Origin of the sequence: Streptomyces sp. NPDC056527 (assembly GCF_042794475.1) — a bacterium.
Taxonomy (GTDB): domain Bacteria; phylum Actinomycetota; class Actinomycetes; order Streptomycetales; family Streptomycetaceae; genus Streptomyces.
This window is the reverse complement of record NZ_JBHTTQ010000014.1, coordinates 13,583-35,610: the sequence shown is the minus strand read 5'-3', so window position 1 is coordinate 35,610 and position 22,028 is coordinate 13,583. Positions and strand designations below refer to the sequence as shown.

Below are 22,028 nucleotides of genomic sequence, written 5' to 3'. Positions count from 1 at the left end.
CAGTAGAGTGACTTCAGACCTCAGACTCCAGCGTCCGACACGTCCTGAGACTGCGGGCGAATGTCGCAGATCACGAGTGCGGCATCCGAGGCGAGCAGTGGCTATGTCGTCGAGAACCGAGAACGTTCGTAGGCCAATACCGAGAGCATCTTCATTCGGTGTAGATCCGTGTTGCCGAGTTCTGAGAACGGCCGGTTGCTTCCCTTCACAGTGTGCTTGCGCTATGCAACCGGCACGGTGAACCCAGCGGTCACGAGCAGTCGAACCAGCGTTCGATGGGGCGCTCAGGACACATACGGCACTCGAAGATGTAGACGCCTCCGGCGTCGCCAAGGCACAGTCCGGCGGGGTTGTGGGCATCGCCCTTCCAACGCAGGCCGCCCGAATCGTTCTCGTCGGCTCGGTCCTCTTCGGGAAGCCACGTGCGCCAGGACTCTCCGTCGAATTCCCAGCTGGCGACAGTCAGGAGATGCTCCATCCGACTGCCACACCCTTCGCAGTCGGGCCAGTACGGTTCCTGTGTCCAGCTCGGGTAGCCACCCAGCTTGATTCCTGGGGCCTCCGCGAGGTGGTACGAGTACCGCATGCCTGTTTCTGCCAGCAGTGTGTCGAAGCGGTCCCTCAGCGCGTCGTAGACGTCATCAGGAAGGTCCCAGCTCGGGTACTCGGTCACCTGCTCGGGGTGAACCACACAGGCAGCCGGGTACCAGTCCTCGGGAAGCCCGGCCGCCGGTTCCGGGGTTGGCAATACGTCGCCGATGGCGCCGGCGTCCCGCCAGTGGACCTGGGGCAAGGGGTTGCCGAAGTCGCCATGTGCGTAAGGGCACCACAAGACCTGGAGCAGGTCCGTCCCCTTGGGAAAGGGCACGCCGGGCGCGTCGACACGATGGACCTGCACGATGGGAACCAGGGGTACAGCGGGTTCCGGACCACTCCCGGAGCCCATGTCGTGGTGCTCCTCCCGGCACACCGGCCATGGCTCCCCGGCAGGCCAGAGCAAGGGACCTCCGACGGAACTGTCCTTGCAGGTCGGAGAACCGGGACGCGGGTGTAGCCGGACGGACTCGCGGCGGAAGGGGAGCAACTCAGGAAAGAGGCTCTCCACGTCCACCGGACGGCTAGGTGTGTGGCGGGACATATGACGGACTCTAGAACTCAGGTACGACAACCAGTCCGCCAGGTGTGTAACGGCCGGCATATGGTCGGCACCTGTCACCATCCCTGTGTCGCGCCGGTGCTCCCGAAACTCGACAACATCCCGCCGCTCTCGACCAAGCAACTGCTCTCCGTCCCCGACGACAAACGTTCTCCACTGTCACCTACGCAGCCACGAGCAGCTCGCCCCGATGGGGCCGTGCAGCCAAGAGCTAACGGGCCCATCATCCCCACATCGGTGCGACGACGTTCCCGTCAGCGGCGCTCTTCCGCGACCATCTCGCTGAGCACTCCGTGCAGGCCATCGATGGCCCGGAGAACCTGCCGCCGCTCTGCCACGGGCAACACCGGCTCCGACACGACGCCCGCCTGCCACATTCGGTGCAGCAACGGCACGCACGCCTCCTCTACGGCCAGCACGACCGCGTGACCGCTGAGGACGTCGTAATGCGGGCTGCGCCGCCACATCGACTCGCGCAGCTCTTCCAGCTTCGCCAGCAGCGCCGGCACCCCGCCCTGGTCGAACTGCGCCCGGACTTCCGAGGCCACTTCCTCGAGCGCCTCACAGCAGCCGTCCGGTTCGGGCTCGGGTTCGGGCTCCTCGTACTGCTCGACCAGGTCGAGGTAGCTAGGGTCATTTCGCAGGTGCTCAGGCACGTGGGAGCAGACGTCACAGCAGGTTTTCACCCACGGCATTACCCAGCCGTAGTAGCTATCCCAGTGCCACACCACGCGCTTCCGGCCGGACGAAGAGCAGGTCTGGCACGTGCCTGAGGCTTCCTCGATAGCCGCACTGATGACCCGCCACACGTCCGCAGGAGCACCGGCCGGAACGTACTTCCAGCAGAGGTCACCGTACTTCTCTTCCCAGTAGGGCACCGGGCAGTCGGGCCAGACCTCGATGAGCTTCCGCTCGGCTCGTTCGACGATGGGCGCCCATCCCGCACCCTTGGCGCTGAACGGCCGGTGCCGGACCGGTCCGGGTGCGTGGGCCCGCAGGGCGGCGGTGTACTTCTCGCCGGTGGCCGTCTGTCGCTGACGGGCCTTCTTCGCGGCGGTCGACTGCTTCTTCGGCATCGTGCACTTGTTCCTGGTGGTCTCCCACGCTCCCACCGGGCTGAGGCATACCGGAGGACGCGGGCCCCGAGGGACCTTGGCCGGTCGATCACCTGCGGCGTGGGCGCCAGTGAACGGCGGGAGGCGGAATCCTGTTCGCCGCGTCCACCATAAGCTTGTTGCAGGCCTCGATCGTCTCGGGCCGGAAGCCCTGGCTGACGCGGACCAGCCGGTCGTTCGTCAAGCCCTCCCTGCCCTGGTCGCTGGCGACGGCGGCGAGACCGATGTTGCATCCGTGTCCAACCATCACGGCGGCAACGGAGGAGACGAGGTCTGTGTATGCGAACGGCTCACCGGTTGCCGTGGTGAACACGCTGGTTCCGCCGATGTGATTCAGGATGTACAAGACGACTTCGGGCAGTTCTACCGCGGGAAGCATCTCTGCCACCTTGCGGCTCAGCTCTGACGTGCGGGGCGCGGCCGCCTTGGTCAGCACCAGCCGTCCGTCGGGCGAGACGACTTCGGAGCCGTCGGCGACAAGTGAATCGACCCTGCCGAAGAGGGCGTGCAGTTCCTCGCGCGCCCTCGCGAGGTACGTGTCGGCGTCTTCGGGCAGGCCGAGGCCGGCGAGCAGCGAGAGGCGTTCGCGGGCCCAGGTCTCACGGGGCAGCAAAGCGGCCTGCGGGTTCGCCCAGCGTGAGCTGCCCTCGACGTAGATGTCCCGCGCGCAGAGGCGCTGGTGGAAGGTCTCCACCACGCACATCGCGTACGCCGACAGATTGACGCCGGCAGGCTCTGGTCCTGGTGTGCCCAGCACCAGGCGTCGCCAGGAGCCTTTCAGGAGTTCGGTGTCGATGTCGCCGTCCCTCGCGTGGTCGGCTTCCATGAGGCGGGGCAGGTTGTGGAGCGCGGTGAGCGCTCGCAGGCCTGGCTTGTTGGCTTTGAAGAGCCTGCTGCTGACGAGGAGGGGCACGAGTTTGCGTAGCACCGGGTACTTCTCCAGTGCCTTGGTGCGGCGGGCTTCGTCGACGTCGGAGTCGCGCGCCGGCAGGTACGTGAGGAGGAGCGTGGCCGCCTCGGCGAGGACGCGACGGTCGGCGTATGTCTCCAGCAGAGCTCGGGTGGATGCGGTGTCGGTGTGGCGGTCGCTGATCTCCCCGGTTCCGGTGTCGACTCGCTCGGCTACCGACTCCAGCACAGCGAGAAATGCCTCGGCGACCAGGGCGCCGCGGGCCGCGAACTCCGGGAAGGCCCGCAGGAGCTCCTTCTCCGCCCATCTCTTGGGCTTGTTGATGAACGTGCCGGTGATCAGCCGGTCCAGGATATCGATCGCATCGTTCAGGGCACTCTTCTCCAGGCGCTTGATCGCCGCCAGGGCCGCTGCATGCTTGGTGGAATGCTCCCTGACGCGGTGCACTCGCGTGGTCATCGCGCGGTCGGCTAGGGCCGTGAGCCAGCGCTCGGGGATGTCGGAGACATCGACGTCGGCGAACCCCAGACCGGCGATGTCATCGGCTCGTTTCAGTGCCCGTTCCAGCCTCGACAGGTTGTCGCCGTCGATACGGACGCGTAAGGCGCTCAGTTGGCTGGGCCTGCCTTCGGACGCTTCCATCAGCTGGTCAAGGATGCGGATCTGTGCGGGTGTGACCTTGCGGTAGAGCTTGGCGATGACATGCTCTGCGGCCGAGTTGCGGTGCTGGCTGACGAGAACATCCAAGGTGGACAACGCGGGGAGCATGATGCGTTTCTCAATGAGCCAACCCATCATCTTGGCTCTCAGCGCCTTAGGGCCGACCGGTGCGTTTTCCAGCCAGTGCTCCATCTGCTCCTCGAGCTGGCTCCTGCCATCGGCGAACGAGGTCCAGCCGTCTTCGCGCTCGATCTCCCGGGCGTGCACTCGAACCGTGTCACCGTGTTCCCCATAGCGCTGGATTGCCGCTAGCGGCTCTGCCATGCCGAGTTGTCCGCCGACGTGCTCTACGAGGTCCTTCGGAATCCGGCTCATGTCGGTTTGGTGCCGGCCCAGCAAGCGGGGAACGATGATCTGCACGGCGTAGCCGAGTTGCGTGTGCGGCTCCCGCTTCTTCCAAACCCTTTGGAGATCACCCTCGCTGAGGTGTAGGCGGGGCCAGTCGGACTCCGGGATCCCGTCGACGAACGACGGGTAGCCAGCGAGCCGTTCGTGCTTTTCGTCGGTCGATTCCACTGCCTCTCCTGTGACGATCGGATGACCTGTGAAGGCAGATTCGGGGCGCCGATCACTCGGGGTCAAACCGCCTTCAGCGCAGTAGCGGCCCTGACCCACATCTTTGCGATCTTGGTCCCCAGGCAGCCCGGCGGCCGTCTGTTTGAGTGGTTCGCGCATCGTTCAGACGGCTTGAGCCCTTAGCGTCCCCGGCCATGGGAAATGTGTGGATTCAGCCGGACGGAAACCCCGATCCCGGCTACACCCGTGAGCAGCTCAGACGTGCAAGGACGTACGCGGAACAAGACCTCCAGGCGATCCGGGCGCAGCTTTCGGCCCGTTTCGGCCTCGGCGACGTCTGCGCAGAGATCGTCGACCAATCCGGCATGGGAACCAGCAGCGCCCTGGATCCGCTGGCGCGTCAACTGGGCTACGCAACCCCCACCCTTGAGCGGTACATGCGCATCACGCGTCTGGCCAGCACGGAGCTTCGGGATCGCCTGGTCACAACGTCCGTGCAGGTGCCGTGGAAGTGCGTGACCACGGCCTGCGTATCCGACTTGGAGGAGCAGGCACGCCGTATCGGCCTGCTGCTCGGCCGGCTGGCCAGTGCGGAGCGGGCGGGCTGGCCGGCCGTGCTGGACGCCTCGGAGTACCGCAGGGCCCTGGGGCTGACAGGCGGAACCACATGCACCTCGGATTCGCCGCGAGAGATCGTCGCACAGCTCGACCGCAAGGAGGTCCGCCAGGCCGTCCTCGCGGAACTGACCAAGAGCCCCGCCGCCGTTCTGGGCGTCCTGCGCGAACCCGCCGTGCGCGAGGTGCTGCGGGACCAGGGGGTCGCCCGATACCTGCGCGAGCAGATGCGCCCCGCACCCGATCCAGCCGAAGAGATGCTTCAGGAGCTCCTCGGCGGCGAGGAGTGCGACCCGCGGGCCGACTGGACCATCCGCTACTTCGACCTGGCCCACAAGTGCCGGGAAATCCTCCTGCTGCGTCCCGACGACTTTCTGGACGCCGACGACCCCGACGTGTGGCAGTCCGTCGAGTCCATCCGCGACTCCGTCCTCTCCTGGGCCGATCGCGTCCTGCAGAAGCGCCCTCGCACCATCCGACTCCTCACCGGAAAGTAGGCAACTGTGCCCAGCCCCAGCGCCGCCGGCCGCTACTCCAACTCCGTTCGCGACGTACTGGACCAGGAAGCCATGCGCTGCATCCGCAAGCGCACCAGCGAACCCGAGCAACTCGCCATGATGTGTGGCGTCGTCTCGTCGAAGTTCGAGGTACACGACCGCACGTACGTCCCCGTGGTCAATCGCATGGTCAGGAACATGTGCGCCACGTCCCTCAAGAAGGTCCGCAGGGAACTCGCGATCGCTTCCTTGACTGGCCCGCCCAGGCCAGCCGAGCCCGGATACACCGACACGGGCTCCGGCTGCGGCACCGTCGGCTCCGGGCCCGACGTCGTGCTGGTCCCCGGCATGCGCAGCGGAGGAACCGACCACGAGAAGGTCGTGGCCAAGGTGCTCATCGACGAGAACGGAGAGCTAACGGAGAAGACGGCCCGGCAACTGGTGATCGAAGACGTCGACCGCATCATGGAAGTCATCCCTCCCCTCGCCGACCGCCACTTCATGGAGGCTGACCAGGCCGAGCTTGCCGCGAAGCGCAGTGCCCAGGAAGCCAAGCACCATCGCGCCACCGGCAAACGCTGCCTCACGCTGGTCAAGCGGTACGAGCGGCTCGTGGACGGCATCGGCAACCTCCCCGGCGTCTTCACGCTCACCGACTACCTCAGAGAGGTCGCCCCCGAATCCCTGGGACTGGACGAAGAGGACGCCGAGCTCCTGCGCTACGCCGGTGAGCTGTGACTGAGTCCGCCTGGCACAAAGAGATCAAGAGCTGGGGCGTTGCCACCGAGATTCCCATTCAGGACCGACGAGCGGACTGCGTGCTGTGCTGCGGCAAGCGGGCCGAAGTCCAGCGTCGGCCGCTGGCCCCGCAGGAAGTCACCGGCCGGGAAGCACACGCCGACCTCTGGATCCTGGACTGCACGGCAGCGCACCGCGGCGGCCGAGTGCTGATGTGGGAGGACCCTCGCTTCGGCCGGCTCTTCCGCTGGAACCATGCCTGGAAAGGCTTTGCCGCGGCCAAGCGCCCCGTCTTCCTCAACCTGTCCCTGAACCTCGCCACCGGCGAGGGCAGCTTCCTGGAAGTCACCAACTGGAACTTTGAGGGCCACCGGGCCCATGGAACTGGCCGGACGCACACCGCGGTCGCCATGCGTTGCTGGATGCGCTACGGCACTCCTCTCACACAGGATGAGGCGGCCGCCAGATGATCGGAGAGCCGAGCCGCCAGTGTCGGGCGCCGCAGCACCGCACTGTGATCATCGAGCTAGACGGTCTCCTCCGGCTGGTGCCCGCCGAGTACCACTCAAGCGGCACCCTGGCGGGACGGATGGTGACAGACCACGCCTTCTATGCCGAATCCCGCGTTGCTGGCGAATGCCCCTTCCCGGTACCCATGGCATTGCACCGACCCACTACATGCACTGACCCCAGACTCATCGTCATCGACAACCTTGGCGAGCGATGGGTGATGGGGTTCACGATCCGCTACCAGCAGCTCATCTATCGAATCACCAGCTTCCACTCCACCGCCGGTAGTACCGCGCTCCGGTTGGGGTGAGCCAATCCGCTGCGCGGCACCCGCCCGCAATGTGGCTGCCCCAGGGCCCTGAAGGGCCTTGGCTTCACAACGGTGCGTGATCCGCTCTGGGGTGTAGAACCGGCGCAAACCAGATGGACATCTGCCGGACAGCCTTGCCTGGTCGAGGCTGGGGCGTTCACCTCAACCTCGACGAGAGCCAAACCAAACGCTCCCCGTCCAAGTCCAGGTGTTGCGGACGGCCGTCACTCCTGAAGCGGGTGACGGCCGTCCGTCGCATGGGTCGGAGGAGTGTTAGCTGTTCCGTCCGTGTCGCCAGAGCACATGAACAACACGGATCACCGCAAGAACTCCAGCGACCCAAGCCCCACCGACCAGTAGGAACTTCTCGACCGAAGGAGGAAGGTGCCACACAGCGGCCGGCCCGGCGATCGTCGCGAACACGACGGCGCCGAGGAAGCACGCGCTCAGCAGCGCATAACCGATCTCAACAGGGATCTCGTCTCGTTCGGCCTGGCTCCGTCGTCTCGTCGTCATAGCTGAAGACTTGCACCGGGGCCGGCTGGTGGTCCATGAGGTCAGCCAGCCTCAGCCCATTCCTCGGCTCCGGCTCATGTGCTGGCGAGACAGTAGGACTCGGTGCCGGTCTGGATGATGGTGCCGTTGAAGGTCAGGCGGTCGACGATGGCCGCGCAGGCGGGGGGTGAACGGTCAGGACCTACCGCTGGGGTTCTGGGCGCAGACACCGCACTGCTCGGAACCACCTCCATCGCAAAGGGACGGTAAAGCATTCGGGTGCGGTGTCTGAACTGGCCGCCGATTCCTACTTGGTCCAGGTGAAGGCTTCTTCCCACCCCCTGGAGGAACCGTGCACCACACCGCCCCGTACCGGCCGACCTCGGTCCGGTCCACATGAGCTTGCCGGACCTGCCGGTCGACGAGCTCCTCGCACAGCTCCAGGCCATTCTGAGCGCGGCCGCCCCGTACCTCGTCGCCCTCTGCATGCTCGGGGCGGCGGTCTGGGTGTGGTGGACGATCCGGCGCGCGGTGCGCGTCCGGGAAGCGCTCGCCGACCGGGTCCAGGTCGAGGTGATCCCGACCGCCACCTTCGACCCCGGTGAAGGTGAAGTCGGGCGCTGGGCCCGCCAGCTGGGGCGCGTGCATTACGCCGCCGACGGTGTCCCGGCCCGCGGATCCGCAGTGCGCCTGCGGTACACCGCCGTGGAGGGAAAGATGCGCTGCTACATCGAAGGTCCGGCCGCCGCGGCCGCGATCCTGAACATGCCCGGCTTCGCCGAGGTCGAAGTCCGCACCCAGCACGGCCAGGCCGACATCCGCCCCGTCCGCTTCAACGGCCCGGGAGGAACGCCGTGACCGCCGTCATCTCCCTCGCCAAGCCGGCGCCCGCGACCACCGCCCAGGCGAGCGCGCGCCGGTACGTCCAGCGCGCCGAGCTCGCCCTGGGCCTTCCCGACTACAAGGCCCTCGCCTCCCTCGGCCTGAGCCCCGACCCGCTTCAGCAACTGGCCGCGGCCATGGCCTCCGTGCGCACCGAGGACGGGGAGAAGGCGGAGGCGGTCTTCGATCTGGTCCCCGTCTCCGAGCGGCGCCTGGCCCGCCGCCGGCGCCGGCTGATGGCCCGGGCTGCCCGCCGGGGCCCGTCCGCGTACGGAGAGCGCCTCACCGGCGGCCTCGGCGGAGGTGGCTTCTGGGGATCGGCCACGGCCGCCTGGTCCGGCGGCGCCGGTGCCTACAACCGCTCCGATCGGATCCCGCGACAGGCCGACCTGCGCGACGGGGTCGGCAAGCTCGAACCCGCCGCCGGGGCGGTGTTCGCCGTGCAGATTCTTTTGCGCACCGAGGCCGCTCACCCGCAGCTGGCCCTGGCCCGGATGCACCAGCTGATCGCCGCGCTGTCGATGACCTCGGGGGAGAACTACCTCAAGGTCCACCGGCCCCGCAGCTGGTCGATCGGCCGGTTCGAGCACCGGTTCGCGAGCGGGGAGTTCGCCCCGTATCGCCGGCAGTGGCTGACGGTGCCCGAGTTGGCTGGCTGGCTCAAGCCGCCGACGGTGAAGTGCACCGCCTCTAGCGTGGTCCGCACCGGCGGCCTGGTCCCGCCGGCCCCGGCCGACCTCCCCGTCTACACCGGGCAGCGCGACCTGATCCCGCTCGGCGCCGTCGTCTACCCCGACGGCCGCGAACGGATTGCCGCCGCCAGTGTGCAGGACCTCCTCTTCGGCCTTCAGCTCGGCAAGGCGGGCCACGGCAAAACCGAAGAGGCACTGGTTCAGTGCATCGCGATGGCCCACTCCGGCTACGGCTGCTGGTTCCTCGACCCGCACGGTGAAGGCTGGGCCCGCGCCAAGCCCTACCTCGCCCACCCGGAAATCCTGAACAGACTCTGGGAGATCAACCTCGGCAAGGCCCACCCGGACCAGCCCGTAGTCTCCTGGAACCCCCTGTCGATGGAGGGCCGCACCCTCTCCGACGTCCAGGACATCATCCGCTCTGTCACCGAGGGCATCGCCGCCGCACAGGACTGGGGCGACAACGCACCCCGCGCCCGGACCATCCTGGCGCGCGCCTCCCAAGCCCTGGCCCTGCTCAACCTCCAGGCCGTCCAGGCCGGCCACCCCGAGGCGCAGTGCACGCTCTTCCAACTGCGCACCTGGCTCACCGATGAGAACTGGCGCGAGGGACTCCTGCCCAAGCTCCCAGACCGCGTCCGCGCGTACTGGGAGACCACGTTCCCCAAGCTCGGCCCGGACGCGGTTCCGACCGTCACCTACGCCATCGACCGCCTCGACACCTCCCAGTCCCTCCAGGGGTTCTTCGGCAGCCCACGCTCCGCGTACGACGTCCGGCACGCCATGGACACCGGCAAGGTCGTCTTCGTCTGCCCGTCCGGCAGCGAGAGCGACGCCCTGGTCAGCTGCCTCCTCATCCACGACCTGCACCGCGCCGGCCTCTCCCGCCAGGACACCCCGCGCGAGCGGCGGAAGACCTTCTGGGCCTGGGGCGACGAGCTCACCGCGCTCGACAGCAGCAGCAAGGGGTTCCTCGCCGCCATCGCCGAGCAGCTGCGCAAGTACGAGGTCAGGTTCATCGGCATGACCCAGATGGTTCTCCGTCTCTCTGCCATCACCCGCCAGGCCCTACTGCAAAACCAGTCCTGGTTGAGCACCTGCGCCGCGGACTACGACGAGGCCGCTTTCGTCGCCAAGAGGTGGAACGGGCACGTCAGTCCGGAGACGATCACCGAGCTCCCGAGGTATCACTACGTGATGTCCGTGAACCTCAACGGCGCCCGGACCACGCCCTTCCGGGTCCGTGGCCTGCCCGTGGACGAGGTTTTCACGCACTACGACAACCCGGCCGGCGTCCCCGGGCTCGACTTGGCGATCGACAGCAACCTCAACCGCCGCCCACTCGGCGACATCCTGGCCGACCTGGAAGAGCTCGACGCCGTCGTCCTCGCCCACCACACGGGCTGGCGCCCGGGCGGCCCGAGCGCGGGTGACCCCACCAGCGTCATCAACTAGAAGGGAATCACCCATGCCCTACCCGCAGTCCACCCCCACCGGGCTGGGCCAGGTCGCCCAGCAGGCCGCCCAGGTCCTCTACCAGCACCGCCTGGTCTCCACCCGCCAGCTCCACCGGCTCGTCACCCCGCACCACACCCGCACCGAGTACCTGCGCCGCCAGCTCCACACCCTCCGCCAGGCCGGCTTCGCCGAGGCCGTAGGCCGGCGCAGCACCGGACAGACCGAACTGCTGTGGTGGCTGACCGAGAAGGGAGCCCAGGCCGTCGAAGCCGTCGGCCTGCTCCAGTCCCGCGCGTACCGGATGAGCCCGGAGGCCGCACTCGGCCCGCTGCAGGAGCACACCCTCGCGGTCGTCGAAGCCGGAGCAGCGTTCGTCGAGCACGCGCGCCGCCTCGGCCACGAATGCGGCCCCCTGGACTGGTCGCCAGAGATCGCCCACTACTACCGCGACGAATCCCGGCCGGGGGAGGAGCTGTGCCTCGTACCCGACGCTGTCCTCAGCTACGTCCACACCGCGGCCAAGCAGCGCACCCTGCTCACGTTTTTCGTGGAGGTCGACCGGACCCAGATGACGATCGCCCGCCTCGCCCAGAAGCTGCACGCGTACGCCGCCTACCACGAGTACGCGCCCCAGCCCCAGACCGCCAAAGGCAACCGCGGCCCCCGACGCCCGGCCACGATGCCGGCCTGGCGCTACCGCTACCCGGCGTTCCCCCGGCTCCTACTCGTACTGACCGGAGCCTCAGAGGACCGCCTCGCCCGCCGGATCGCCGACCTGCGCAGTCTCGCTGCCAGCGACCCCGCACTCGACTCCACCCCGCTGCGGGCCGGCGTCACCACCCTCGGCCAGCTTCGCACCAGCGGCCCCTTCGAAGCGATCTTCACCCCGATCCTCGGCCCCGCCGAAAACGCCGACGCCTGGCTCCGCCCCGTCAGCCTCGCCGCCTGAACGCCCCTGGAAGGACTGCCGTGCGCCTCACCAAGATCCGCCGCAGGAAGACCGAAGCCGCCTCGACCGGGCCCCTGGCACCCCCCGAGTACCGGCCCTGTGACGAAGCCCAGGCCATTACCCGGCCGTTCTCACCGCTCATCGGCGAAATGCTCGCCCTGTACTGCCACACCCGCCCCATCGGAGCCCTCTCCCAGAGCGAGGCCTGCCCGGAGGAATACCGCGTGACTGCCAGGCAGATCATCCAGCACATACTCGAAGGCTGGACCAACCAGACCGGCGGCCAGGGAACGATCGACGACCTGCTGCTCGAACCTCGCCACCGCAGCTGAGTGGTGTGCGTTTGTCGACCGATGTCCGTGACTCAGTCGCTTCGGTCGCTGAGGAGAGCCAGCTGCCTCTCGGTGAGGCAGCGACTGAACCTCAGCGACCGAGCAACACTTCAGGCGCTGCAGAAAATCCCAGGTCAGGGGGCTGTCGTGTGCGAGGCAGCAACTACGGTCGCGCGTATCAGCTCCTCCTGTGTGCGCGTGTGCTTGCTGGATAGGGAAGTTCAGTCGCTTCAGTCGCTGTTACTCGCTGCGAAGTGCCTCTGACCTACATTTTCCTCCAGCGACTGAACCCCAGCGACCGCCAGAAGCTTCGGTCGCTGGACGAAAACCTCAGGTCAGAGCCCTTGCACTTACGAGTGCAGTGACTGAAGTGACTCAAGCTCGGGTACACCGCAGCGACGTACACAAGCTGCTTGCGTAAGTGGGTCGCTGGTGCAGCAGGGTTTGACCTCCGTGTCCACTCGAGGCGAGAACGGAAGCGGCTCAGTGGCAGGAACGACATCGGTTGCTTGAGGGCCTTGAGCGTAGGCAGGGACTCAACCTCAGGGACGGATGGCCCCAAGTCGACGAGCAGGAGCCGGGGGAACGCCGGGTACCGGTAGCGCCAGGCCGGCATCGCGGCCTGGCGCCGGGGGCGCTGGCAGGGGCCAGATCCTGAGCTGAGGGTTTCGACATACCTGCACCTCGGCTTACTTGAACAGAGGACCGGGGCTAGCAGCTTGTTCAGTCCCTGATGGTTGAGTCCCTGGGTAAAGCCGCAGGTCAGAGGGCTTCTGTAGTCAAGAAAGGGACTGAAGGGACTCATTCTTGCTACTTCCACTCTTCGTGTGCGTGCATGTATGCGCGGGTGTGAAGTACACCTACAGCGATATCTAGCTCATAACTGCAGATCTGAGTCCCTTCAGTCCCTCAGACCGACTGCCCGAGCCCCCGACCAGCGGGTTTGTGTAGTGACCGAAGCCAGAGGGACCGAAAGTCTGTAGGTGTGCCTCAGCCCCTGAGTTCAGCGGGGGAGGGGTCCGGGGGAGGGGGCTCAGTTCGCCAGGGACTGAGCCCCCTGGGATGTGATGGGTCGGCGTGACACGCCCATCCCTCCAGGGCTCGTCGTTCGCGGGATCCTGGGCAATCCGGCACAAAATGATTCGATGGAGGGACCGAAGGGACTCAACTCTGAAAGAACGGCGATGTCGTGGGTGAGTCGCGCACATCTCTGCGCTAACCTCCGGCATAGTGAATCTTCAGTCCCTTCAGTCCCTTCATGGCTAGGCGGCCATCGCACTGAAGGCCAGAAGGCCTCACGAACAACCCGACAACACCGTCAAGGAAGAACCAGTGCCCGTCCATCCCGAGGACCAGCCGTCACAGGCGTCGACCGGACGGACGCAACTGGACATCGCCTCGTGGCTGGCGAAGCACGGCTATCCGGTGCATCCTCTGGCACCCGGGGCCAAGTCTCCGGCGGCCAACTGCCCTGCCTGTACCCGGGTTGAGCACCCGCCACAAGACTGCCCCTGCCACGCGCAGCGTGGCTGGTGCCACGGCTTCCACGCCGCGACGACAGAACCGGACACCATCAGGCACTGGTGGCAATCCCAGCCCGGCTTCGGTGTAGGTGTCTCCTGTGGCCCTGCAAGGCTGGTCGTCATAGATGTGGACGCCCACACCACAACCCGCCCCAGCCGTGAGCGTCTTCTGCCTGGCATCCTCATCCACCCCGCGGTCGACCTGACCGGACTGCGTAGCGGATTCGACACCCTTGCCCTTCTGGCGGCACACCGCAGCCGGCCCAACCCCTGCGAGGACACCACAACCCTCCGAGTGCGTACCCCCTCAGGAGGCCTGCACATCTGGTACCGCGCCCCCCGAAACGGACCACACTTCAGGTCCTCCAGCGGATCCAGCAACAAGACAGCCCTCGCCTGGCAGGTCGACGTCCGAGCTACCAACGGCTACATCGTCGCCCCCGGCACGCGAACGACAGCCGGCACCTATACGGCCCTCCCCGGAGCCCGCCAGCCCGCACCGCTTCCTCTCTGGCTCATCGCCGAGCTGACGCGCACTGGCCACAGCCTTGACACCGCATTGCCCCCAGCCCCCGCGGTGCCTTCTCCCCGGCCGAGGCCCTCCCACCCCGCAGGAGACGGCCAACGCGTCCTCGCCTCGCTCCTGGAGGAAGTCCGCGCTTGCGAAGCGAGCCCCTCGGGCATGGCCTTCACCGAGAAACTCAACCGCGCAGCCTTCACCGCCGGGGGACTCTCGCAGGCCGGCCACCTCGCCGAGGCCGAATGCCGCAACCTCCTCCTCCAGGCCGCCACCCATGCAAGGCCGCATCAAGCCCGCAGAAACGCCCTCATCGTCGAGGCTGGCATGCGTGCTGGCAGCGCCCGACCCATTCACCCCAAGGAACGCACATGAGCAGCGCCGGAAGCACCGGGTTCAACGCCCAGGCGGCGGCCGAACAGCTCGCCGCGTTCGCAACCGAACCCCCCGAGACCGCACGGCGCCTTCCGGCGCAGCAGAACTCGGGCCCCGCCATCGCAGACCCCGCGGACTTCGTGCAGTCAGGACTCCTCAACAGCCTCAGCGACCGAGGAAACGCAAAGCTGTTCGCCCACCTTCACCATGACAGGTTCCGCCATGTCGAAGGACTTGGCTGGTACGTCTGGGATGAATATCGATGGAAGCGCACAGGTGGCGAGAAGGCCGCGATCTGGGCCGCGGGCGACATGGCTGAAGAACTCCCCACACACGACCCCCGCGGTGTCTTCAACGACAGGGAGCTCGCCCAGCACCGCAAGCGCGCCATGTCTACCTCCGGCGTGAAGGCGATGCTCACCCAAGCGAAGGCCTCACCCGAACTCGCCCTCGACCCCGACACTCTCGACGGCGACAAGTACGCCCTGTGCACCCCTGCCGGTGTTGTGGACCTGCGTACCGGTGAGCTTCGTAAGCCCGACCCCACCCGGGACCTTCACTCGCGTGCCACGTACCTCGCACCCGAGGCGATGCCCACACCGCGCTTCCAGGGCTTCCTCATCCAGACCTTCGGCGAGGACGACAAAGGCAAGGAGATGATCAACTTTCTGCATCTCCTCCTCGGCTACTCGATCACAGGAGACGTCGGCGGCCAAGTCCTCCCCTTCCTCTACGGCGTCGGCGCCAACGGAAAGTCCGCCCTTCTCGACGTCGTGATCAAGATCCTCGGTGACTACGCCGACGTCGCACCGCCCGGCTTCCTCATGGAACGCGGAAAGTTCAACGAACACTCCACAGAACTGACAGAACTCCACGGACGCCGACTCTTCGTCTGCAGCGAACTCAAGCCCCACGACAAGTTCGACGAAGCCCGCGTCAAGCTCCTCACCGGCGGTGACCGCCTCAAAGCCCGGCGCATGCGCCAAGACTTTTTCAGCTTCGAACCCACCCACAAACTCTGGCTCCTCGGAAACCACCGGCCCGAGGTCGGAACCGGCGGCCACGCCTTCTGGCGCCGCATCCGCCTCATCCCCTTCGAGAGAGTCGTACCGGACCACCGGAAGATCGACAACCTCGCAGAGATCCTCGTCCACGACGAAGGCCCCGGCATCCTCCACTGGATGATCCAAGGAGCCAGGGCCTACCTCGCTGCCAAGCCGCCACTCACCGGCCCCAGCGTGGTCCGAACGGCCACCCAGGCCTATGCCACCACCGAGGACCACATCGGACGCTTCCTCGCCGAGTGCTGCATCACCAACAGCAATCTCGACGAACCACGCGACCTCAAAGTTGAGCAAGGCGCCCTCTACCGCGCCTACAGCGCTTGGTGCCAGGACGGCGAGGGCCTCCGCCCTGCTACCACCCGCGCCTTCGCCACCCGCATCAGAGCCGAGGCCGGCGTTGCTTCACCCAGCGACATGCTGCGCTCGAACGGGCAGAAGTTCTATCCCGGCCTCGCCCTCGCGGCCGACGAGGAGCCGACCCGACGCGAAGCAGACGGGTAGGCCTCGAGATGACGCCAGGACGCGTGCTCCCACACGGCGACCGACACACATACGATGGACAAGGAAGATGAGCCGAGCCAGCAAAGCGCCGAACCCCTCAGGGGCCGGCCGCATACCACCATCGGCGCCGGATACGGCGTGGAGGAACCCGGGCCCGCTGATGGCCGACGTGACCGAGAAGGGAACCCAGCCATGAGTTCGCTACTGACGGCATGCGATCTCACCCACGAGGACAACGTGGTGTGGCTGGAAGACCCCGAAGGGCTCGACTACGTACGCCAGGCCCTGGACAAGACCCCCCGTCGCCGCGGAAAGCCCCGCTACCACCGCGACGGACGCATGATCGGCTTCGCTGAGCTCAGCGACACAGCCGAAGCCGACCCCGACAGCGGACTTCAGAAGCGCCGCGTCTTCTACCTTCTGCCGCACGACCGTGACGCCGAGCCCGATGGCTTGTACCGGGCAGGTGCGCCCGGAGAGGCAGTCGACCCTCGCACAATTCAGCCAGGTCACGTCGGCAGCAAGACTGCGCGATCACAGCGTGGATCAGCGACGCCGGTTGCGTGAGGCAGTCCCTTTAGTCCCTATTGGGCAGTGCATAGTGGTCTTGATCAGCAACGTCCGGGCGGGGGCTAGCAAACCAGGGGGACCCACACCCGCTGGTCGGCAATGCAACGGCTCAGCGACGACATCCGAATCCTCGGCAAAACGCCCGCAAACTAAGAACCGCGCTGTGCGAGACAGGGGTTCATCACCCACTGAAAACTGTGCCTACTTCGTCTGATTACTTACGCCTGCCACTCAAGCCAGCTTCCTCACTTCTGTGACTTGCGCCGACGCCGGCCGTCTTGGGGCCACCCGCTCCGCTGTCGGCGGTGGCCGAAGGGGAGACGGCGCCTGGGTCCAAGGCGTCGCGGACTGCGGTCAGAATGTCCTCCTTGCCGGCGCCGAGCGCTCGGGCAGCGGAGGTGAAATCCCGGGCCAGAGTAATGAGTTGGCCGACATCGTGCGTGTGCGGCTCGGACGGGAGCGCCGCAACCCGGGTGCCCGCGCCACGGCGGGTGCGGATCAGCTCGGCCGCCTCCAGTTCGCGGTAGGCGCGGGCCACGGTGCCCGGCGCCAGGCCGAGGTCGGCTGCGAGCTGGCGCACGGTCGGCAGGCGCTCGCCCTCGGCCAGTCGGCTGGTGCGGATCAGTGCGGCCAGCTGGGCGCGGATCTGCTCATACGGCGGTACCTGGCTGGTGATGTCGACGCGGACAGCGGGGTCATTCATCGTCGAAAGTCCCATCGTCGGCTACCTCTTCGTCAACCGCCCGGGGTGCCACCACGGTGACCAGAGACCATCCGAAGGTGAACAGGCTCAGCAGGCCCAGCGGGCATGTCACCACGATGGTGGCGGCGCCCAACGGGCCGGCGCAGGCCGTCTCCGTGAGCGCGACGAAAATCATCACCACGACGAGCAGCACCTGGCTCGACACCAGCAGCCCCCAGGCTCCGGTGATCGCCCACGCACGGTCGCGGCGCTGCTGGTCGTCACCCGGGCCGTGGGAGATACGGCGCAAGGCCCAGATACAGACGGGGGTTCCGACCGCGAGGGCAGCGAACATCGGGCCGCTGTAGTACAGGCCGGGCCAGGGACCTAGGGATGCGCGCATCCCTTCGCAGGTGACGGTGATCGCACGCCCCGCCCAGTCGGGGTTAGAGGAGGCTGTGACCGCACCGATCGCCAGCAGAGCGACGAGAGACGCCGCCTGCAGAAGAAGCAGGGGTGCCATGCGGGGCGGCACTTGGTCTCGGATCAGGCGTGGGGCGAGACTCGCGGTGCGTACCGCCTCCTGGGGACGCAGGGTCAGGGCGTCGCCGAGCAGGACACCGCCCACCGCACACAGGCCGAAAGCGGTGATGGCGAACACGAGGGGCATCGTGATGTCGCCGCTCTCCATCCCGACCAACTGCTGTGCGGCCACGAGACCGATGGCCAGGCCGGACCAGCGGGCGTACTGGTCGGAGTGGTTGAGAAACCGGTACCGGAGCGGGGCGGTGTCGAGCATATAGAGATCCCCCCAGATCATCTTGTATCAAGTAGTGAGTACAAGATGCCCCTGGCCGGGATCTTGTGTCAAACACTCAACACAAGGCGATCCATGGGGGACGGACGACAAGCCGGCGAACGCCAGAGGGAAGCCCTCGCCGCAGCGCAGCCTGGCGGCCATGTCCAGTACCTCGCGGAGGAACTGCGGGACACACAAGCCATGTTGTCGTTGCAGATCAGCCGCTCCCCAGCAGCCCGCAGGTCCACTCGACACTGCCCGCAGTCCCACTCGCCGACCTCGACGGCGAACTGTGCTTGTCTCCCAGAACCACAGTCACGCCACGACCATCGCAGGTTCAGCGATTCATACGCGAACGAGTACCCGCTCGCGCAGCATCCACCCTGCTGGTCACCCTCGCCACCGGCCCTGACATCTGATCTCGCGCTTAGATCGATGGACGTGCTGCCCAATCTCGTGCCACCGACCGCAGCGCCTCTCGAAGCAGTGACCACCTCCGTTCCCTTCTCGGGTTCTGGCGCAACTTCCGTGGTCCGTGGTTGTGGGTGACCCGGTTAGATCTCGAAGAGGGCCTCCTCTTGCAGTGGGATCGGGGGATCGAGGACGTTGCGCAGGCGGGTGATGTCCTGACGCCACTTTGAGCCGTTCGCGGCGTCGGTCCACAGCTCGGCGAGTTCAGACAGTTCAGAAACACCCTGGTCCAGAGCGTCGACGGCGAGCATTCGAAGATCTGTAGGCAACGTTGGTAGCGGCTCTGATGGGCCGTAGTTCGAACACGCAGGCTCGTCATCAGGGTGCTGTCCGACAACCAGGGCCACTGCGGCCATTTCCCGCTCACCGTCGGTGGCATCCAGGCAGTCCGCAGGTTCGGCGGCACGTTTGAGCACGCCTCGAATCATGGATTCGCGTTCTTCCAATGCTGTCTCGTCCAGGTCGCCAGCGAGGTCGGCGGCGATGTCGTTGTCGAAGGGGCCGATGTCCCAGGTGCCCGTCTCTCTCCTCGCGTGGCCGTCTGGGGATCGTCGCACTAGCCACCGACCTTGAGGTCAGGTCACCACGGAGGTGTGCCAGAGCCCCTTCTCGTGAACAAGGTCAGGCAATGGCTGGATATCGGCGGTACGCCTGAGTTCGGTCTCCGTTGGACACCGCGTGACTGAGAACGACACTCATCCGCGCGGCCTGGTCAAGATCGAGATCACTGCCGACGACCGGGAAGCAGCGAAGACGGCGGCGGAGCGGATCGTGGGACTGTGGCTTGCGAGCTCCATCTCAACAAGGCCCATTCCCGGTCAGGGGTTCCGGGCGGTCATCCATGCCGACATCGACCGCACCCCTGCCGAAGGCGGCCTCCCTGACGATTACCCGCTTCGCGGGAAGGAATGACAGCCCGCGAGGCAAGGGATTGCTGCCCTCCCGGCTGATTGACCGGCCCTGCCGGGACGGATGACCCGCTCGGGGACCATCTTGTGCATGATCAGGTTGTCCGAACGGTCCGCGGCGTTCGGCGACAGCCCCAGGTCGTCGCCCGCGAAAATGAGGACGCAGCCCAGCTTCTGGGCCGCCCGGCGCCATCCGGGCGGCAGCGTCAGAACATGTGGGTGCAGGAACGGCGCGCTCAGACAGGGTGAGTGCAGGCTCAGCAGGCCCTCTCCCGACCTGGCCTCCACGAAGCGTGGCCGCGGTTGTCGGAGCTCCGTGGAGGCCCGGTCGGCGTGTGCCGGAGGCTGCCCTCGGCCTCAGGACCCTCGCGGGCTCAGACGACTGCCCCCGTCCCCTTCTCCTTCATCCTTCTTGCCTCCAACGGGCTGTACCCTTCGGGGACTTCCTTCGCGGCGCGGCGGCCCCGTGCCGGTCGTGGTGGCGGGTTGCGGTGTTCCAGGGCGATCGCGATCGGGACCGCGGTGAAGATGGTCGAGGCGATGCCGACCAGGACGCCCGCGATCAGCGCCACGGAGAAGTCCGCCAGCGAGTTGCCGCCCAGTACCGCCAGTGCGGTCAGGATGAACAGGGCTCCCATGCCCGTGTTCACCGTGCGCGGGAGTGTCTGGACCACCGCGTGGTTGGCCGATTTCTCCAGGTTGCCTCGCGGGTCTCGGCGGCGCGCTTCGCGGACGCGGTCGAAGACGACCACCGTGTCGTTCACGGAGTAGCCGATCACCGTGAGCAGCGCCGCCAGGAAGACGCTGTCCACCGGCCTGCCCAGCCAGGCGAACAGGCCCACCACGAGGAGGACGTCGTGGACCATCGCAGAGACTGCCGCTGCCGCCAGGGTCCAGCGGAACCGCACGCTGAGGTAGATCAGTTGGGCGGCCACCGCGATGCCCAGGGCCAGGAGCGCCTTCTGGCGCAGTTCGCTGCCGAGGCTCGGGCCGATCTGTTCGTCACGCTCCACCGTGACAGTTCCGCCGGGCTTCTCCAGGGCCGCCTTGACGCGCTGCTGTTCGTCGTCGGTGAGCTTCTCCGTGCGTACGGTGATGTCGCCGTCGCCGGACTCCTGCACCACCGCGCGTGGGAACCCCGCGTCGGACACGGCGTTCCGGGCCGTGTCCGCGTCGACGGACCTGCTGGTGCTGTACTCGACGAGGCGGCCGCCGGTGAACTCCACGCCGAAGTCGAGGCCGCGGATGAAGATTCCTGCGACGGCCACCGCCACCAGGAGTGCGCTCGCGCCGAGCCAGCGGCGACGGTGGCGGACGAGGTTCGGATTGCGGCGGGACAGCCATGTGCGGACTCGGCCCGTCGAGACGATGCCCGTCAGACCGGGGCGCTTGCGTACGAAGCTGCGGGCGACGGCGAAGTCCGCGAGTGCGCGGGTGATCACGAGCGCCGTGAGCATCGATGCCAGGACGCCGATGCACAGGGTGACCCCGAAGCCCTTGACCGGGCCCGTGGCGAAGAAGAACAGCAATCCCGCGGCGAGCAGCGTCGTCACGTTCGAGTCGATCACCGCGCTCCATGCCTTCGCGAAGCCGGTCTTCACCGCCTTCGCCAAGTCCTCGGAACGGACGCACAGGTACTCCTCCCTGGCCCGTTCGAAGACCAGGACGTTCGCGTCCACCGCCATGCCGATCGCCAGGACGAACCCGGCGAGCCCCGGCAGCGTGAGCGTCGCGCCGAGCGCCACCAGAGCGGCGTACGAGATGAGGCCGTACAGCGCGAGGGCCAAGGCGGCGAGCGCGCCAAGGACCCGGTAGACGACGGTGATGAACAGTGCGGTCAGGGCGATGCCGATGAGCGCGGCCTTGGTGCTCGCCTCGATTGCGTCGGCGCCGAGCGTCGGGCCGACCGTGCGCTGCTCCACGACGTCGAGGGGCACCGGCAGCGAGCCGCCCTTCACGAGCGCCGCCAGGTCGCGCGCCTCGGCCCGGCCGAAGTCGCCGCTGATCTGCGTGGAGCCGCCGGTGATACCGGTCCCGCACACCACGTCCGCGTTGACGCCGGGCGCAGAGATGATCTTGTTGTCGAGGGTGATGACGACGCGGCGTTCCGGAGCGCCCTGAGGCGCGCAGGCCGCGTCCGAGGTGATCTTCGCCCAGGTGTCGCCCGCGCCCTTGCGGAAGTCGAGGGAGACCATCCAGCCGTTGAGCGACTGCTGGTCCAGGACCGCCTCGGCGTCCTTGACCCCCTCGCCGGTGAGGGCGGTGGGGCCCAGCTTCAGGTGGTTGCCCGGCTGGTCCGGGTCGGGCAGGGTGCGCGATCCGTCGGCCTCGGGCTTCGCGGAGCCCTTGTCGGCTGTCGCCCCCGTCACCGGGTGGACCGTGAGCTGTGCGGTGCGGCCGATGACCTCGGCGGCCTTGCGTGGGTCCTGCACTCCGGGCAGTTCGACGATGATCCGTTTCTCGCCGGAGCGGGCGATGCCGGGTTCGGAGACGCCGAGGGCGTCGACGCGCTGCCTGAGGACCTCCAGAGCGCGGTCGGTGGATGCGGCGTCGGCCTTGACGGTGGGTGAGTCCCGGGTCTCCAGGATGATCTGGGTGCCGCCGCGCAGATCGAGGCCGAGGCGGGCGGATTGGGTGAGGGCGATGTAGAGGGACAGCGCGACGGCCGCCAGCGCGATGATCGCCCTCCACAAGGGTGGGCGGGACAAGGGTGCGCGAGACAT

General features: G+C 67.2%; 19 protein-coding genes and 1 pseudogene. 11 read left to right on the top strand and 9 right to left on the bottom strand.

The window, feature by feature from the left end; translation table 11 throughout:
* Positions 1 to 250 precede the first annotated feature (250 nt).
* From ACFQ7Q_RS10595 to ACFQ7Q_RS10585, 3 genes are all read right to left on the bottom strand, one after another.
* Positions 251 to 898 carry a DUF1963 domain-containing protein gene (locus ACFQ7Q_RS10595; RefSeq protein WP_383552129.1) on the bottom strand — a complete coding sequence of 216 codons (648 nt, stop codon included), beginning with the start codon at positions 896 to 898 and terminating at the stop codon, positions 251 to 253.
* A 512-nt stretch (positions 899 to 1,410) separates the two neighbouring features.
* The gene (locus ACFQ7Q_RS10590) at positions 1,411 to 2,232 is read right to left on the bottom strand and encodes a hypothetical protein (RefSeq protein WP_383552128.1); all 822 of its coding nucleotides are present in this window, start codon (positions 2,230 to 2,232) and stop codon (positions 1,411 to 1,413) included.
* An 88-nt stretch (positions 2,233 to 2,320) separates the two neighbouring features.
* Positions 2,321 to 4,417, bottom strand: coding sequence for a DUF4158 domain-containing protein (locus ACFQ7Q_RS10585; protein WP_383552126.1), 2,097 nt, complete (start codon positions 4,415 to 4,417; stop codon positions 2,321 to 2,323).
* A 194-nt stretch (positions 4,418 to 4,611) separates the two neighbouring features.
* Between ACFQ7Q_RS10585 and ACFQ7Q_RS10580 the strand changes: the two genes are divergently transcribed.
* Genes ACFQ7Q_RS10580 through ACFQ7Q_RS10570 form a run of 3 tightly spaced genes read left to right on the top strand, consistent with a single transcriptional unit; the run spans position 4,612 to position 6,737 of the window.
* Positions 4,612 to 5,529 (top strand): hypothetical protein, encoded by a 918-nt coding sequence (locus tag ACFQ7Q_RS10580; RefSeq protein ID WP_383552124.1) that lies wholly within the window; start codon positions 4,612 to 4,614, stop codon positions 5,527 to 5,529.
* Positions 5,530 to 5,535: 6 nt separating this feature from the next.
* Positions 5,536 to 6,267, top strand: coding sequence for a hypothetical protein (locus tag ACFQ7Q_RS10575; protein WP_383552122.1), 732 nt, complete (start codon positions 5,536 to 5,538; stop codon positions 6,265 to 6,267).
* Positions 6,264 to 6,737 carry a hypothetical protein gene (locus ACFQ7Q_RS10570; protein ID WP_383552120.1) on the top strand — a complete coding sequence of 158 codons (474 nt, stop codon included), beginning with the start codon at positions 6,264 to 6,266 and terminating at the stop codon, positions 6,735 to 6,737. Before ACFQ7Q_RS10575 ends, ACFQ7Q_RS10570 begins: the two co-directional genes overlap by 4 nt.
* A 623-nt stretch (positions 6,738 to 7,360) precedes the next feature.
* Here the strand turns inward: ACFQ7Q_RS10570 and ACFQ7Q_RS10565 are convergent.
* Both ACFQ7Q_RS10565 and ACFQ7Q_RS10560 read right to left on the bottom strand, forming a co-directional pair.
* The gene (locus ACFQ7Q_RS10565; protein WP_383552118.1) at positions 7,361 to 7,603 is read right to left on the bottom strand and encodes a DUF6332 family protein; all 243 of its coding nucleotides are present in this window, start codon (positions 7,601 to 7,603) and stop codon (positions 7,361 to 7,363) included.
* Positions 7,604 to 7,677: 74 nt separating this feature from the next.
* Positions 7,678 to 7,770: pseudogene (locus ACFQ7Q_RS10560) on the bottom strand (AAA family ATPase); the annotation flags it as partial.
* Between the two features lie 208 nt (positions 7,771 to 7,978).
* Here ACFQ7Q_RS10560 and ACFQ7Q_RS10555 point away from each other — a divergent pair.
* From ACFQ7Q_RS10555 to ACFQ7Q_RS10525, 7 genes are all read left to right on the top strand, one after another.
* The gene (locus ACFQ7Q_RS10555; RefSeq protein WP_383552116.1) at positions 7,979 to 8,440 is read left to right on the top strand and encodes a hypothetical protein; all 462 of its coding nucleotides are present in this window, start codon (positions 7,979 to 7,981) and stop codon (positions 8,438 to 8,440) included.
* Positions 8,437 to 10,611 (top strand): ATP/GTP-binding protein, encoded by a 2,175-nt coding sequence (locus ACFQ7Q_RS10550; protein ID WP_383552114.1) that lies wholly within the window; start codon positions 8,437 to 8,439, stop codon positions 10,609 to 10,611. The genes ACFQ7Q_RS10555 and ACFQ7Q_RS10550 overlap by 4 nt, the downstream gene beginning before the upstream one ends.
* A 13-nt stretch (positions 10,612 to 10,624) precedes the next feature.
* Positions 10,625 to 11,563 carry a replication-relaxation family protein gene (locus ACFQ7Q_RS10545; protein WP_383552112.1) on the top strand — a complete coding sequence of 313 codons (939 nt, stop codon included), beginning with the start codon at positions 10,625 to 10,627 and terminating at the stop codon, positions 11,561 to 11,563.
* A 20-nt stretch (positions 11,564 to 11,583) separates the two neighbouring features.
* Positions 11,584 to 11,895 carry a hypothetical protein gene (locus tag ACFQ7Q_RS10540; RefSeq protein WP_383552110.1) on the top strand — a complete coding sequence of 104 codons (312 nt, stop codon included), beginning with the start codon at positions 11,584 to 11,586 and terminating at the stop codon, positions 11,893 to 11,895.
* Positions 11,896 to 13,287: 1,392 nt separating this feature from the next.
* The gene (locus ACFQ7Q_RS10535; protein ID WP_383552346.1) at positions 13,288 to 14,310 is read left to right on the top strand and encodes a bifunctional DNA primase/polymerase; all 1,023 of its coding nucleotides are present in this window, start codon (positions 13,288 to 13,290) and stop codon (positions 14,308 to 14,310) included.
* Positions 14,307 to 15,875 (top strand): phage/plasmid primase, P4 family, encoded by a 1,569-nt coding sequence (locus ACFQ7Q_RS10530; RefSeq protein WP_383552108.1) that lies wholly within the window; start codon positions 14,307 to 14,309, stop codon positions 15,873 to 15,875. Before ACFQ7Q_RS10535 ends, ACFQ7Q_RS10530 begins: the two co-directional genes overlap by 4 nt.
* Before the next feature lie 192 nt (positions 15,876 to 16,067).
* Positions 16,068 to 16,442 (top strand): DUF6009 family protein, encoded by a 375-nt coding sequence (locus ACFQ7Q_RS10525; protein ID WP_383552344.1) that lies wholly within the window; start codon positions 16,068 to 16,070, stop codon positions 16,440 to 16,442.
* 217 nt (positions 16,443 to 16,659) lie between these two features.
* Here ACFQ7Q_RS10525 and ACFQ7Q_RS10520 read toward each other — a convergent pair whose 3' ends face one another.
* The 3 genes from ACFQ7Q_RS10520 to ACFQ7Q_RS10510 form a co-directional block, all read right to left on the bottom strand.
* A complete protein-coding gene (locus ACFQ7Q_RS10520; RefSeq protein ID WP_383552106.1) occupies positions 16,660 to 17,163 on the bottom strand; it encodes a GntR family transcriptional regulator in 504 nt (167 codons plus the stop codon).
* Positions 17,141 to 17,926: a hypothetical protein gene (locus ACFQ7Q_RS10515; RefSeq protein ID WP_383552104.1), complete on the bottom strand. Its 786-nt coding sequence runs from the start codon at positions 17,924 to 17,926 to the stop codon at positions 17,141 to 17,143. The genes ACFQ7Q_RS10520 and ACFQ7Q_RS10515 overlap by 23 nt, the downstream gene beginning before the upstream one ends.
* A gap of 554 nt (positions 17,927 to 18,480) precedes the next feature.
* On the bottom strand, positions 18,481 to 18,954 hold the full coding sequence (locus ACFQ7Q_RS10510; protein WP_383552102.1) for a DUF4259 domain-containing protein: 474 nt from the start codon (positions 18,952 to 18,954) through the stop codon (positions 18,481 to 18,483).
* 121 nt (positions 18,955 to 19,075) lie between these two features.
* Here ACFQ7Q_RS10510 and ACFQ7Q_RS10505 point away from each other — a divergent pair, with 121 nt between their 5' ends.
* Positions 19,076 to 19,309, top strand: a complete 234-nt coding sequence (locus ACFQ7Q_RS10505; RefSeq protein ID WP_383552100.1) for a hypothetical protein — start codon at positions 19,076 to 19,078, stop codon at positions 19,307 to 19,309.
* 370 nt (positions 19,310 to 19,679) lie between these two features.
* On the opposite strand, the gene secD is transcribed toward ACFQ7Q_RS10505, so the two are convergent.
* The gene (gene secD, locus ACFQ7Q_RS10500) at positions 19,680 to 22,028 is read right to left on the bottom strand and encodes a protein translocase subunit SecD (RefSeq protein ID WP_383552098.1); all 2,349 of its coding nucleotides are present in this window, start codon (positions 22,026 to 22,028) and stop codon (positions 19,680 to 19,682) included.